The 14,266-nt window shown below is 61.5% G+C and carries 12 protein-coding genes; 6 read left to right on the top strand and 6 right to left on the bottom strand.

The annotated features are described in order from the left end of the window. Positions 1 to 7 precede the first annotated feature (7 nt). Positions 8 to 508 (bottom strand): hypothetical protein, encoded by a 501-nt coding sequence (locus KHO27_RS11065; protein ID WP_214501799.1) that lies wholly within the window; start codon positions 506 to 508, stop codon positions 8 to 10. Positions 509 to 952: 444 nt separating this feature from the next. Here KHO27_RS11065 and KHO27_RS11060 point away from each other — a divergent pair, with 444 nt between their 5' ends. From KHO27_RS11060 to KHO27_RS11050, 3 genes are all read left to right on the top strand, one after another. After that, a complete protein-coding gene (locus KHO27_RS11060) occupies positions 953 to 1,210 on the top strand; it encodes a hypothetical protein (RefSeq protein ID WP_110702331.1) in 258 nt (85 codons plus the stop codon). Between the two features lie 185 nt (positions 1,211 to 1,395). After that, positions 1,396 to 1,683 carry a DUF3077 domain-containing protein gene (locus KHO27_RS11055; protein WP_214501798.1) on the top strand — a complete coding sequence of 96 codons (288 nt, stop codon included), beginning with the start codon at positions 1,396 to 1,398 and terminating at the stop codon, positions 1,681 to 1,683. 233 nt (positions 1,684 to 1,916) lie between these two features. Further along, positions 1,917 to 2,846, top strand: a complete 930-nt coding sequence (locus KHO27_RS11050; RefSeq protein WP_214501797.1) for an alpha/beta fold hydrolase — start codon at positions 1,917 to 1,919, stop codon at positions 2,844 to 2,846. A gap of 181 nt (positions 2,847 to 3,027) precedes the next feature. Here KHO27_RS11050 and KHO27_RS11045 read toward each other — a convergent pair whose 3' ends face one another. From KHO27_RS11045 to KHO27_RS11025, 5 genes are all read right to left on the bottom strand, one after another. Beyond that, positions 3,028 to 5,511 (bottom strand): TonB-dependent siderophore receptor, encoded by a 2,484-nt coding sequence (locus KHO27_RS11045; protein WP_214501796.1) that lies wholly within the window; start codon positions 5,509 to 5,511, stop codon positions 3,028 to 3,030. A gap of 110 nt (positions 5,512 to 5,621) precedes the next feature. Beyond that, a complete protein-coding gene (locus KHO27_RS11040) occupies positions 5,622 to 6,557 on the bottom strand; it encodes a FecR domain-containing protein (protein WP_214501795.1) in 936 nt (311 codons plus the stop codon). A gap of 10 nt (positions 6,558 to 6,567) precedes the next feature. Next, a complete protein-coding gene (locus tag KHO27_RS11035; protein ID WP_214501794.1) occupies positions 6,568 to 7,068 on the bottom strand; it encodes a sigma-70 family RNA polymerase sigma factor in 501 nt (166 codons plus the stop codon). Between the two features lie 346 nt (positions 7,069 to 7,414). After that, positions 7,415 to 9,019 carry a hypothetical protein gene (locus tag KHO27_RS11030; RefSeq protein ID WP_214501793.1) on the bottom strand — a complete coding sequence of 535 codons (1,605 nt, stop codon included), beginning with the start codon at positions 9,017 to 9,019 and terminating at the stop codon, positions 7,415 to 7,417. Between the two features lie 392 nt (positions 9,020 to 9,411). Further along, positions 9,412 to 9,984 carry a LuxR C-terminal-related transcriptional regulator gene (locus KHO27_RS11025; protein WP_102682432.1) on the bottom strand — a complete coding sequence of 191 codons (573 nt, stop codon included), beginning with the start codon at positions 9,982 to 9,984 and terminating at the stop codon, positions 9,412 to 9,414. Positions 9,985 to 10,124: 140 nt separating this feature from the next. On the opposite strand from KHO27_RS11025, the gene KHO27_RS11020 reads away from it, so the two are divergent. Genes KHO27_RS11020 through KHO27_RS11010 form a run of 3 tightly spaced genes read left to right on the top strand, consistent with a single transcriptional unit; the run spans position 10,125 to position 14,229 of the window. Next, positions 10,125 to 11,303: an acetyl-CoA acetyltransferase gene (locus KHO27_RS11020; protein ID WP_139670498.1), complete on the top strand. Its 1,179-nt coding sequence runs from the start codon at positions 10,125 to 10,127 to the stop codon at positions 11,301 to 11,303. 3 nt (positions 11,304 to 11,306) lie between these two features. Further along, on the top strand, positions 11,307 to 12,848 hold the full coding sequence (locus KHO27_RS11015; RefSeq protein ID WP_214501791.1) for a class I adenylate-forming enzyme family protein: 1,542 nt from the start codon (positions 11,307 to 11,309) through the stop codon (positions 12,846 to 12,848). A gap of 43 nt (positions 12,849 to 12,891) precedes the next feature. Further along, positions 12,892 to 14,229, top strand: coding sequence for an MFS transporter (locus tag KHO27_RS11010; RefSeq protein WP_214501790.1), 1,338 nt, complete (start codon positions 12,892 to 12,894; stop codon positions 14,227 to 14,229). Positions 14,230 to 14,266: the final 37 nt, after the last annotated feature.

The raw sequence follows: 14,266 nt of genomic DNA, 5'->3' as shown, positions 1-14,266 counted from the left end.
TCGCTCCTCAGACCTTGATGACCAACGTCACGCCAGAACGTTGTGGGCCAATCCCGCCATGAACCTCTCCCTCGATGCTGACGAGTACGTCGCCTGCATGCAGGTTAGGCAAGGCCCCTTTGAGGTACCAGTTCATTCCTGTCGTCACCACTGCACCGGAAGCCCAGCCAATTATTGGCCCACCCAAAGCGCCCACCTTTCCGGCAGCAGCACCTGAGGCTGCAGCAATTCCTTTGGCGACGTTGCCGCGCAGGGTGTTGATGGTATCGGCTTGCTGCCGGGTCAGGGGGTTGGAAATGCGGACTGTCAGCAGGCAAGGCAGGTTTCGGGCCTGCATCCGATCATACAGATCCACGACCAAGTTGTTGACTTGGTAGTGGGCGCGTTTTGCCTCACCAAAGTGCAACTCGCGCAGGCGGCCTCGGTCACTTTCCATAAGGGTAATTTGCGAGAGATTGAAGACGATCCCTTCATCGGTTCTGTACTGAGTGGGCCTCTCGAACTTCATGCGCGTGTCCATTCGTGCAAAAGAGGGGATGTTCTACTAGCGATGGGGTAGATGCAAACTATCTCTCGGATAGCTGGGTAATGGGGTAGGGAGCAAGTTCGTATCGCGTCCTACAGGTATGAATAAGATTTTCCCTATTTCGAGTAGTCCGTTTCCGAAGCATGCTTCGGCCACTGTTGCGCCCTCGAAGTGGCGGCTAGTCTCGCTGGGTCGTTGCCAAATCAACGACCGGGTCTGCAAGCCTGCGCGGTATTACGATGGTGCTCACCATGAGCCTCGGCGTTGAGTCGTGGGTCTCGCTTTATGGTGGCTACGTGCGGGTGACCTTTTGGTCAGCCGGGTTTTCGCCTCGTAATGCCCCGGTCTTGCAGACCTGCACGTAGCTGCCACCTTTCACCTGCAAGTGAAAAGGTGGCGGTCTGACTAATGCATTGCGAGGTACTTATGCTCAAGATCGTCCCGGATCCACCACCGTCCACCGAATCCCCCCATCTCCTTGAAGACACCCTGGTCCAGGCCACCGAGTACGTCATGTGCGCGCTTGCCGTCGCCCATCAATCGTTCAATCACCTGCCGAAATCACCGGCCACTTTGGTGATGTTGACGATGATGCACGAGCTTGACGCCACCCGCACATTGCTGGAGTCGGCACTTGCCCAGCTCCACATGAGTACGCGACCGCCGTCATACACTCTGCACTGACAGAGCCGCCACGGACTGGTGAGAGTGGGCGCCCGGATCGGTGAAACTGCTGATGCGATTCCCGTCATCACCTGGACTTGCCTCATCGCGGGGCAAGCCCGCTCCCACGCATTTGATGCATAACCGGTCGGCACGCGACCGGGTCTTCGAGCCCGCTACATCAAAGACACCCGAGGATTTCGCAAATGGACAACGAAACCCCTGCAGACCACGGCCAGCTCGGCTGGACCGTCGGCACCTGCACCTGCTTGGAAGGCGCCACCAAAGGTACGCGGCTGTTCCGCGTAGAGCCCGGCAACTGTGCGAACTACGCCATGGAGCAGGCTTCCGTATTGCTCGATAGCGCCCGCCGGGCTTCCTTTATCGGTGTGATGGACAACGAACCGGTGCTGGTCTGGGCCTCGCACTACCTGAGCGATATGGCCAAGGCATTGATGGATGATGCCCATATGGGGATTTTGAAGAAGGTGTGAAACAGAGCCCGATGGTCTGGGGGCGGGCAGCGCATCCCCCAGGCCGTGCTCGAATGTCCTTGACACCTCCTATCGTGGTGACAAGCCCGTATAGTGCCTAGTGTGGTGTTTCACAAATACGACCATAACTCACGGCGATTTATTGGTCGTATTTGCAAAACACCACACTAGCTCTCATCAGTCAAAGGAGTGGCCATGAAACAAACAGCACATCGCATGAGGAGGGGAATCCGATGCGTATTGCAATGATCCTCGCGACAATCGGGACCACCTTGTCGTTGATGTCGCCGTCGCTATCGGCGTCACCCAGCCAACCTCCGTCTCCGCCAACAAGGCACGCTGACCAGCAGCGTATCTGTGTCCAGGTCGAAGGCGCGGGCAGGGATGTGATCCTGATTCCGGGGCTGGCATCGTCCCGCGAGGTATGGGTTGACCTTGCTACTCGGTTACGCCAGAACCACCGCCTTCACCTCGTGCAGGTCGCAGGCTTCGCGGGTTTGCCTGCGGTGTCCGATAGCGAAGGGAAAGTGGTCGCTCCAGTGGCCGAGGCCATTGCTGATTACATCCGCACCCAGCATATCGAGGCACCCGTGATCATCGGTCACTCGCTGGGGGGAGAGGTTGCACTCATGCTGGGGGCTCGCCATCCCGATCAGGTCGGTCGCTTGATGATCGTCGATGCGTTGCCGTTCTATACGTTGCTGATCGATCCTTCCGCCACCAGCGAAACCGCTACCGTGCAGGCTGCAGCGATGCGCAGTTCGCTGTTGGCAGCATCGCCGGAGCAGAACGAAGCGATGCAGAGGGCATCCATCGCCCGACTCGCCAAAACCGAGGCGGTAAGACCAGGGCTGATTTCTGCGGGGATCAGTTCTGATCGCAAGACTGTGGCCGACGCGGTGTATGAGTTAATGGTCACTGACTTGCGTCCTGAACTTGGTCGTATTAGTGCTCCGGTTGAGGTCGTGTATGCATACGATGCTTTTTACGGCGTACCTGCATCCAGCGTCGATGCAACGTTCCGTCGGGCCTATGCTTCGACACCTGATATCCATTTCACCCGGATCGATGACAGTTTTCATTTCGTCATGCTCGATCAACGGGAGCGGTTTGCCAGCGCCGTGGTGACCTTTCTCAAGCCGGGAGCAGAGCGCGGGCAATGAGTCGTTGGCGTGCTTGTGGGCAGCCTTCTCAAGGTGATCGAGTGAGGGCCTCCAGGTGTACGCCGCAACCCTTGCAGCGCCTATGAGATCGAGCGCCGCCCGCGCGGCGCTCGATCTAACAGGCGCAGATACCTTCGCGGCGAACACCTGGAAAGGCCCGGCGCTTACATCCCAGCACCCATCAGAAACTCCCCTTGAGCGTCACCATGAAGTTGCGCGGCTCGCCGTAGTAGTTGCCCCAGCCAGTGGCCCCCACAGTCGAGTAATAGCGCTTGTCCAGCAGGTTGTTGCCGTTCAGCGCCAGGCTCCAGTGTTCGTCCAGGCGGTACTGCACGCGGCCGCTCCACAGCGTGTAGCCCGCTTGCTCGATGCTCAGGTTGCCCTGGCGGCGGAAGTTCTCGCTTTGGCTGGATACCCCGGCCCCCACGGTCCAGCGGTCGAGCGCGCCGGCGAGCTGGTAGTCGCCCCAGACCTTGAGCATGTGTCGCGGGATGAAGCTGGAGGTGAAGTTGAGCTCGGTCGGCTCGGTCTGGTTGATGGTGTTCAGGTACTTGGTCTGGGTGTAGGTGTAGCCCGCCAGCAGTTGCAGGCGCTCGATGGGCGAGCCGCTGACCTCGGCCTCGAAGCCCTGGGCGCGCACCTTGCCGCTGTCGGTGTAGCAGTACTGATCGCCCGAGCCCTTGCAGGTGTCGACGAAGTCGGTTTCGGCGCGGTGCTCCTCGATGGTGCGGAACAGGTTGAAGGCAGTGTTGAGCGCGCCGCCGAACAGTTCACCCTTGATGCCCAGCTCGTAGTTGGCGCCGGTCTTCGGTGGCAGGGCCTGGCCCTGGGCGTTCACCAGATTGCTCTGCGGCTGGAAGATATCGGCGTAGCTGGCGTAGGCGGTCCATTCATCGTTGAGGTCATAGAGCACCGCGGCGAAGGGCGTGACCTGGCCGTTTTCCTGGCTGCGGTTGTGCACCCAGTAGTCCCAGGCCTGGGTGTAGGAGTCGCTTTTGTTGCGGTACCAGCTAACCCGCGTGCCGAGCACCAGGGTCAGCGGCTCGGCCAGCTTCAGGCGCAGGGTGGCGTAGGTGCCGTACTGGGTGGTGGTTGAGTCGGTGGGTTCGCTGCCGCCACGGCTGGGGTTGGCCAGAAACTCGTCCTTGGAGGGGTGTGGAAAGGCCGGTGACGGGTCGAAGGGGTTCTGGGTACCGTTGAGCGGCATCAGCGCGAAGTAATCGTGGGTCTTCTGGCGGCTGGCGTTGGCGCCGACGATCAACTCGTGCTCGAGACCGAATGCCTCGAACTTGCCGTCGACGTAGCTATCGAAGCCGTAGTCGTCCTGGTCGTAGTCGAAACGCCCGACATGGCGGCGGATACCGGCACTGCTGGCGCCGACCGGTACCGCGCCTTCGGAGTAGCCGTACTCGAGGTTCTGGTTGTTGTGGGTGTAGACCGAGGCGAAGTTGAGCGTCCAGTCGTCATTGAAGCGATGCTTGAGATCGGCGAAACCGGTGATGCGCTGGCTTTGCAGGTCGTTCCAGCTGGCACCCAGGCAGGTGGAGCGCGACAGCTTCAGGTCGCTGCCATCGGCATAGCGGGGCAGGCCGGTGTAGCAGGGCGAGGCATCGATGTCTTCATAGGCCAGGCCGACGCCCAGGGTGGTGTCAGGCGTCACGTCCCAGTCCAGGGCACCGTACAGCACCTGGTCCTGGCGCTTGGCATTGTCGTAGAAGTACTGGCGATCCTGCAGGGTGGCCACGGCGCGGCCGCGCACGGTACCCGATTCGTTCAGCGGGCCGCCCACGTCCACCTGGCCGCGGTAGTTGTCCCAGGTGCCGGCGGACAGGGTAAGTGTGGTCTGGGCCTTGTCCTGGCCACGTTTGCGCACGAAGTTGACGCCGCCTGCCGATGAGCCGGAACCTTTCATCATGCCGGCCGCGCCCTTGAGGATCTCGACCCGGTCGTAGAAGGCCATGTCGCTGGAGAAGCTGTTGGCCTGGACATAGTTGCCGCCCACGTCCAGCGGCACACCGTCGTACTGGTACTGGCCGTCGAGGTTGAAACCGCGCGAGTAGAAGTACTTGCCGCCCATGGGCGAGTCGTAGACGGTGATGCCGGGGGTCTTGTCGAGCACCTGTTCCAGGGTATTGAGGTTCTGGTCGTCGAGCATCTTGCGGGTCATGACCGTGACCGACTGCGGTGTCTCCTTGAGCGTATGCACGCCTTTGCCGATGGTCACCGCCCGTGCTGCATAGGACTGGGTGCCCTCGCTGGTGGCGTCGAGGCGGTTGGCGTCGATGGTCAACGGTCCCAGCTCCATCGCGGGGCCATTGTCAGCCGGGACCAGCACATAGCCGCCATTGCCCTGCCGCTGGGCTTGCAGCCCGCTGCTGCCGAGCAGGCGCAGCAGGCCTTCCTCGACGCTGTAGCTGCCGTCGAGCCCAGGGGTGGAGAGATGGCGGGTCTGCTCGGTGTCGAACGAAATGGTCACCCCCGCCTGCACGCCGAACTGGCTGATGGCGTTGCCCAGGGGGCCGGCTGCGATGTGGTAGGCGGTCTGGCTGACGGCCAGGGCGTCGACCGGCGCGAACATCAGGCCAGGCGCGGTGGCGAGGGACAGGCCGAGGGTGAACCGGTGGATGGCGTGGCGCAGGCGGGTGCTGGGCTGGAGCAGGGGCATTGGGTGATCCTTGCGTGTCATGGCGGAAAGTCGCTGTCGTCGCGGCTTGTGTCATGGACGGACGAGAATCGAAATCAGCAAGATTGCGACAATTTTTTTTTGCACCGGGCTCAGGCAGGTTCGACGTTGACCCAGTAACGGCTCAGGTAGCGCACCCTCACGGGCAGGGATTTCGGCAGGTTCGCCAAGGCGATATCGGTGTCATCGATGGCGAATGAGCCAGAAATGCGCATGCCTTGGACGGACGGCGCGCAACGCAGCACGCCGGGACGGTAGCGGCCCAGTTCGGCGATGAAATCGCCCAGGCGCCAGTCGTTCACGCTGAGCATGCCCTGCACCCAGGCCGCGGAATCGGCGGGCAGGGCTTGTGCGCGGCCGATCGCGTCGCGGTCAAAGCCGGCCTGTTGGCCGGCGTCCAGGCGCAACACCTGGTCGAGGTGGCGTTGCGGGCGTATCTCGACGGCGGACTGCAATACGCCGACCTGTGTCTGCTGCGCTGTTTGGCGCACGCTGAACTGCGTGCCCAGCGCACGCACGCTGCCGTTGTCGGTGTGCACGATGAACGGGCGGCGGGCGGCGTCGCTGGCGGTGCTGATCAGGATCTCGCCGCGATACAACTGGATCGCCCGCACCTGGGCGTCGAAGCGCACGTCGAGGGCGGTGTCGACGTTCAGCTCCAGCTGCGAACCGTCGTCCAGGCGCAGCGAGCGCCGTTCACTGCTGCCGGTGCGCTGCTGGGCGAGCAGGGCGCGATAGGGCACCTGCTCGCTGGCCAACCAGGTACCGCCACCGACGGCCAGTAGCAGGCCCAGCACCTTGAGCACCTCGCGGCGCTGCGCCTGGGCCGCGCCCAGGCCTGACAGCGCAGCCTGGCGCGGCACCGTTGACCACTGGTGTTGGAGTTTCTCCACCCGCGACCAGGCTTCGGCATGCGCGGGGCTTGCGGCCAGCCAATCCCGCCAGGCCTGGGCCCGTGCTATGTCGGCATCACCGTCATTGAGTTGCACGTACCAGGTCGCGGCCGCCTCGAGGGTTTTCAGGTCCACTGGCCGGCCCTCAATTGTCGACCACCAGCAGGCAGCGGGTCATGGCCCGGATCAGGTGGTTCTTGACTGTGGTGATCGATACATCGAAGCGTTCGGCGACCGCCGCGTAGGTCAGCCCTTCCAGTTGCACCGCGAGGAAGATGTCACGGGTCCTGGGGCCCAGTTCATCGAGCAGTACATCGACCGCTACCAGCATTTCGATGATCGACAGGCGCGTCTCCGGCGACACTTCGACCGGCTCCGGGCGCAGGGCCAGGGCCTGCAGGTAGGCCTGCTCGATGGCGCGGCGCCTGACTTTGTCGATCAGCAGCGCGCGGGCAATGGCGCTGAGGTAGCTGCGCGCCTCGCGAATGGGGCCTTGGTTGCGGGCAGTCATCACCCGCAGGAAGGTGTCGTGGGCCAGGTCGGACGCATCGGCGGCATTGCCCAGGCGTGCGCGCAGCCAGCTTTTCAGCCAGCTGTTGTTTTCGCAGTACAGCTGGTGAAGCGCCGAGCGGTCGAGCGTCGACATAGAGCGGGATCCGAGGTGTAAATGGTAATTGCTCGCATTGTCTCGGGGTGGCGGGGGGATTGCAAGCTCTGGGCTGATTGTTGGCCGTTGCAATACGTTGCAATTGATCTGCCAACCTCGAGCTCGCTCCGCGGCGCTGGCGGGTTCAAGTAAGTCCAATATTCCACTACCTCGATAACCGTGTAGGAGGGAGCGGAGTGAACCGACGACTGCATTTCACCATTTTTATTATGAGATGATAAATAACTGTGAGAGGCCAATCGGGCGGCTTGGCGCAAGCCGCTCGATTGTAAGTTGCGGGATGACCATTTATGCTTCAATGCAGTAGATGATCAGAACGTTAGGTTCACTGTTCTTGCATGATCTCTACGTAATTAGGCAGTTTTTTGTCTAGGTACGCTTTGAGTGGTAGCGCTGTGAGGTCTTTGATAGACGTGAATTCACAGGCTATTGCATTGCGGCGTATAGTCTCGTTAATCTCCGAGTCGGTATCGGTTTGGCTGGCCGACAACTCGCATGGGCGATAGGGGGCTGTGGAGTAGTCCGGAAGATAGTTCATGAACCCTGGCTGTCCCGTGCTATAGCCAGGTAGATAGCATCTTAGCTCGCCTTCATATTTACTGGATCGAATTTGGCCGAGCGCCCAGAATGAGGAGTTGTCGTTTGGAGTTAGTGCTGTCAGTAATTCAATTTCAGTGTCGATGGAGTCCATGTGTTTGTTCACGGTCGTCGAGTGAGTCCCTGGCCCGTGATAAGCGAGCGTGGCATCTATCAGGTTTTTTATCAGTGGGCGCTGAGTTCCGGAAAGCAGAGCAGAGACAAAAGGATTGCCTGCGACTACTATTCTTAGATTCCACTCGGACTGTAGAAGCTTCCTAGATCTTTGGTCTCCGAAGCTAAGCTCGGATGTCCAGTTTTCCGTGAAGGTGACCACGTCTAAAAATGAATTGCTGTTAACATTTCGAACGTAGGAACCAAGACCAAGCAGGTCGACGCAATCCCTGACGCAATCACGGTCTGTCAAAACGAAAAAAGTGATGAGGCATTTTTTCGGCGGGCGCCCGATTCGCGAGGGCTTCGCTAGTTGGATCGCTCGGTCAACGGATTCGAAGGCTGCTTTGTAGCCATCTGCTCCGGCAGTAAGCGTTCTGAATGTGTTCTTTTTTTCATCAATACCTGCACGGTCAAGACAATACCAGTACGAAAAAGGGTTGAGGCGATTTGTATTGACGCGAATGACAGTTTCTTTGTCGCGTGGTGAAGGCATGGGCATCGCCGTTGCTTCGACGAGGCCTTGGTGCTGCGTATTGACTGCCTCCTCGAATGATTGCGCAAAGCCTTCGTCATTGGTAAACATGAGTAGCATTGCGCCGCGAAGCTCAGTGCGACAAAGTGCGACAAATCTTTGGGCTGCGGATTTTATTAAAGTTGGTGTGCGCCCAATCTGTAGAAAGTTCAGGTCGGTGATGCCGAGCAAACCTTGGATAAAGTAGTCGCGCTCACAGTTGTCAGCGATAATCAAGACCGTTCTGCCGCTGTTGCTGCCGCAGAATTGCTTGGCTTTTGTGATCCAATCAGCATCGTCTTCAATGTGCAGTAGCGCTGTGGTGCGGGTGTTTTCAGCAATCAGATTTTCGTCTTTGGAAAACCCAGATACAGTTCTATGCCACATGTTGGCGTCATCGTAATGCTGAAATGCCCCGGCCTGAAGCGCGGTACTGGTTGTATTGAAGTCCTGGCTTAGTTTATTTGCCAGAAGCGTCTTTCCAGTACTTTGCGCGCCATAAATGATCAAGGTTTTGCTAACGCGGCGGAGATGAGCTTCCTCGAAGTTATTCTTGATTTTTATTGAGAGCGGGTCCCAGTGTGAAAGAAACACCTTGTAGGATTGGAATTTTTGTTCGGACAAATATTCCGCCCGTTCGGGGTAGATGATTCTGTTGTATTCCATGCTTGGTCTTCTTGGCGGTTATTTGTCGAGAGGCGGTGGTGTAATGTCTTTGCTGCTTCTTTAATCAGATATTGGCAAATGCTTAATAGTTCGTGCGCTGATCACTGCATTTGACCGCTACCCTAAAATATATGCATTGGAGGTGCACGCGCTCAAGCTAATGCAAAGTGCCATCATTCCATCGTTTTGCATGGTTGGCAATGGTAGTTGTCGCTCGGCCGTGCATCAGTGACAACCTTCGGAGCATGAGTTGTGGTCAAGCATGAGGACCTTTGTGGAGGACCATGTTCTGTGCATCGCAACTCACTGCTTGCTGCGGTCCTCTCGGTTCACAAGATTTTCCCGGGGCCTGCTCGCTTCAAGGTTGCAGCGAACTAATGAAACCACGAACACTAGCTGATAAAGATTATCCTGGACACCAGCTCCGCACTGTTCTTCGCCTGCAACTTCTTCATCAACCGCGCCCGATGCACTTCTACCGTCCGATGCGATATCCCCAGCTGCCGCGCCACTTCCTTGCAGGTCAGCCCGTTCACGATATGCGACGAAATCTGCCGTTCACGCGGCGTCAGTTGCACCGCGGGTGCCGGCTGCCGGTCGAGCCGTTCGAAATGCCAGATCATCAGCTTGAACGGATCCTCTGCCGTTAGCGTAAAGCCCTGGGCCCGGGCCCAGAACACCTCGCCGTTGCGGTGCTGCATGAAACGCTCGTCCGAATAGAAGGCGCCCAGACCGTTGCGCAGCCAGTGCTCGCTGCGCTCGCCAATGCTCTGGTAGTCGGCGTGGGAAGGGTAGAGCAGCAGGGTCAGGTGCCCGCGCAGCTCCTCGCGGGTGTAGCCGAACAGCCGGGCAAAGGCCTCGTTGCAGTCGAGCATGCGCCGGTGGCCGGTGATCAGTTGCGGCGCGGGTGACACCTGGAACGCCAGGCGCTCGAGGTCCGGGGAGGCGTGGGTGGGTACGGTCATCAGGCTTCCTGCCTCGGTGCTTGGGGTCATGTCCCGTAAGCATCACTACTTACTCGTGTACGTAGTTGCCCCAACTAGCGTGGGATTCGGGTGCTGCCACATTGTATGCAATACCCGCTTCAAGGACAGAAGAAAACACCATGTTCCAAGATTCCATCGCCATCGTCGCCGCCGCGCACAGCCCTTTCGGTCGCCTGGATGGCCTGAACCTCGAGGACCTGATCGTCCAGGTAACCCGCGATGCCTTGCAGGATGCAGGTATCGACGCGGCCGAGATCGACGCCCTGTTTCTCGGCCACTTCAACTCGGGCCTGGTGGCCGACGGCTTCCCCGCCTCGCTGATGCTGCAGGCCGACCCGCAACTGCGCTTCAAGCCCGCCACCCGCTGTGAGAACGCCTGCGCCTCGGGCTCGGCGGCGATCCAGGCCGGGATCAACGCGATCCGCAGCGGCGCCGCCGAGCTGGTGCTGGTGGTCGGTGCGGAGAAAATGACCGGCAACAGCACGGTCGAGGTCACCCGGGCGTTGGCCGGCGCCGGTTACCAGAACGCCTTGCAGGAGGCCGGCCTGAGTTTTGCCCAGCTGTTCGGCCAGGTTGCCCAGCAATACACCGAGCGTTACCACAGCCCACTGGCGTCGATGGCGGCGATCGCGGTGAAGAACCACGCCAATGCCATGGCCAACCCGCTGGCGCAGATGCACCGGGTGATGGACTTCGAGCACTGCAACCAGGTGTCGCCGAGCAATCCGCTGATCGCGGCGCCCCTGCGGCTGACCGACTGCTCGCTGATCAGCGACGGTGCTGCGGCGATCATCCTGGCTTCGCCCGCCCGCGCCCGCTCGATGCGGCGCCAGGTGGCGATCCGCTCTATGGTCCAGGTCAATGACTTCCTGCCGTTGTCGCGCCGCGACATGCTGGCCTTCGAGGGGCCGCAGCGGGCCATCCACGGGGCGCTGCGCGAGGCGGGGGTGACCCTCAACGACCTGAGTTTCGCCGAGGTGCACGACTGCTTCACCATCGCCGAACTGCTGATCTACGAAGCCATGGGCCTGGCGCCGCGTGGCGAGGGGCACCGCGCCCTGGACGACGGCATCGTGCGCCAGGGTGGGCGCTTGCCGGTGAACCTGTCCGGCGGGCTCAAGGCCAAGGGGCATCCGGTGGGGGCCACCGGGGTGTCGATGCATGCCCTGGGTTTCGCCCAGCTGACCGGCAAGCCCATCGGCCTGGGCGTGCCCAACGCCGAGTTCGGCCTGCTGTTCAACATGGGCGGGATGGCGGTGGCCAACTACGCCAGTGTGCTGCAAGCCGTCAGGGTCTGAGCCATGAACATCGCCCATTGGTTGCAGGACGCGGCCCAGCGTTGGCCTGAGCGGCCGGCGTTGTTCGAGGGGACGCGGCAGATCGCCGACTACCGGATGTTTGCCACCCAGGTGCGGACACGGGCACTGGAGCTGCGTCACGTGCACGGCATCGAACCGGGCGAGCGGGTGGCGCTGTTGATGAAGAACAGCTGCGACTACCTGCAACTGCTCTACGCGATCTGGTGGTGCGGTGCGGTGGCGGTGCCGATCAACCACAAGCTGCACGCCCTGGAAGCCGCGTGGATCGCCGGCAATGCCGGGGCGCGGCTTATCTTCACCGACGAGGGCCAGCTGTTCGCCGACCTGGCATTGCCGAACGGCTGCCGCGAGCTGGCCGCGCCTGTCCAGCGCATGGCGGGGCTGTCGGCCGGCGATGAGCTGCAGGCGCCGTACCCCCGCCAGGACTGTGACTTGGCCTGGCTGTTCTACACCTCCGGCACCACCGGGCGTTCCAAGGGCGTGATGCTGTCCCATGGCAACCTGGTGGCCATGTCGCTGTGCTACCCGCTGGACGTCGACCCGGTAGCCGCCGAAGACGCCATGGTCTATGCCGCGCCGATGTCCCACGGCGCGGGGCTGTACAACTTCATCCACGTGCGTTGCGGCGCCCGGCACGTGGTGCCCCTGTCCCGGGGCTTCCAGGCGACGGAGCTGTTCACCCTGGCGCAATCGCTGGGGCAGGTCAGCCTGTTCGCCGCGCCGACCATGGTCAAGCGCATGGTCGAGCAGGCGCGCCAGCAGGGCTACGCCGGCGAAGGCATCAAGACCATCGTCTACGGCGGCGGCCCGATGTACCTGGCGGACCTGGTGGATGCCCTGGATACCTTCGGCCCGCGCCTGGTGCAGATCTACGGCCAGGGCGAATGCCCGATGACCATCAGCGCGTTGTCCCGCGAGGCCATCGCCGACCGTGACAACCCGGGCTGGCCAGCCATCGCCGCTTCCGTTGGCCGGGCCCAGGCCTGCGTGGAGGTGCGCGTGCTCGATGGCGCGGGCCAAGCGACGGCGGCTGGCGAGGCAGGGGAGATCGTCGTGCGCGGCCCGGTGGTGATGCAGGGTTACTGGGAAAATCCCCAGGCCACCGCGACGGCCCTGGTGGACGGCTGGCTGCACACCGGCGATATCGGCTTTCTCGACGGCCAGGGCTACCTGTCGCTGACCGACCGCAGCAAGGACGTGATCATTTCCGGGGGCAGCAACATCTATCCCCGCGAGGTCGAGGAAGTGCTGATCCAGCACCCAGAAGTGTTCGAGGCCTGCGTGGTGGGCGAAGCCGACGCCGAGTGGGGCGAGTCGGTGGTGGCCTTCGTTGTGCCGCGCACGGCAGGCAGCCTCGATGCGCGGACCCTCAATGAGTGGTTCCTGGCGCGTATGGCCTCGTTCAAGAAACCGAAGAAGTACCTGTTCTGCGCCGAGCTGCCGAAAAACAGCTATGGCAAGATTCTCAAGACCCAGTTGCGCCAATGGCTGCAGGACCCGGACGGGTCGCTCGGCAGCGCTTGAGCCGCGACATTTCATGGAAAGCGACACGACAGGAGTTACCCGCATGGGCATGTCACCCGCCAACACCCAGCGCCAGCGGCGCCGGGCTTTCATCGGCGCCACCACCGGCCATCTGATCGAGTGGTACGACTACGGCGTCTACGGTTTCCTGGCCTTGTATATCGGCAAGGCCTTCTTTGTTTCCGACGACCCTACCAGCAGCTTGCTGGCGAGCTTCGCGGCCTTTGCCCTGAGCTTCTTCATCCGGCCCTTGGGCGGGCTGTTCTTCGGCCCGCTGGCGGACAAGATCGGCCGCCGCCGCACGCTGATCACGGTGCTGGTGATGATGGCCGGCTCGACCTTCCTGCTCGGCCTGCTGCCGACCTACGCCAGCATCGGCATCGCCGCGCCGGTGCTGCTGGTGCTGATCCGCTGTGTCCAGGGCTTCTCCGCCGGGGGCGAGATTGGCACCATCACCAGCTTCATCTCCGAATACGCCGGCCCTGGCCGTCGGGGTTTCGCCACCTGCTGGCTGATGGTCACCGCAGTGCTCGGCCTGCTGCTGGGCGGTGCGGTGGCCAATGGCATGACCTGGGCCCTGGGTGCCGAGCTGATGCAGGACTGGGGCTGGCGGATCCCGTTCCTGATCGCCGGGCCACTGGGCTTCATCTCGTTGTATATCCGCCTGAAACTCGAAGACAGCCCGGAGTTCCTCGCCCTGGTGGAAGCCGGGCAGACCTCCAAGGCGCCGCTGCGCGAGGTGTGGCAGTGGAAGCGCTCGATTGCCCTGGTGTTTTTCATCATCACCTTGCACAGCTCGATCTTCTACCTGGTGCTGACCTTCGCCTCGACCTACATGTCCAACACGCTGAAGTTCGACAGCGGCACCACCTTGCTCTATGTGTTCGTCGCCAGCCTGTCGGCGGCGCTGGTGATGCCGTTTGGCGGCGCCTTCACCGATCGCTACGGGCGTAAACCGTTCCTGATGGTGATCGGTACGTTGGCGACCCTGGCCATGTACTGGTTCTTCAAGACCGCGCCGGGCGCCACACCGGCCACTCTGTTCTGGCCGCTGATGGCGGTGGCGATCCTGTTCGGGCTGTATGCGTCGTCGACCTACGCGCTGATGAGCGAGCTGCTGCCGACGCGCATCCGCTCCACCGGCATCGCCATGGCCTACAACATTCCGGTGGCGGTGTTCGGCGGCAGCGCGCCGCTGATCTCCACCTGGCTGATCAAGGTGACCGGGGATATCACCGCGCCGTGGTACTTCTACGTGGGCACCGGCGTGGCGTCGCTGGTGGCGCTGGTGGTGCTGCGCCAGGAGGATTTCGTGGCCTGCAACCGTGCACCGACGCAAGAACGTCCGGTGGGGACGGTACTGGCGGATTCTCAGGCTTGATGTTGCAGGGGGCTATCAGGCGCAGTGCCAATTCCGG

Origin of the sequence: Pseudomonas sp. RC3H12 (assembly GCF_018596375.1) — a bacterium.
Lineage (GTDB): Bacteria > Pseudomonadota > Gammaproteobacteria > Pseudomonadales > Pseudomonadaceae > Aquipseudomonas.
Note: the sequence above shows the minus strand (reverse complement) of the source record. Positions and strands in the feature narration are given on the sequence as shown.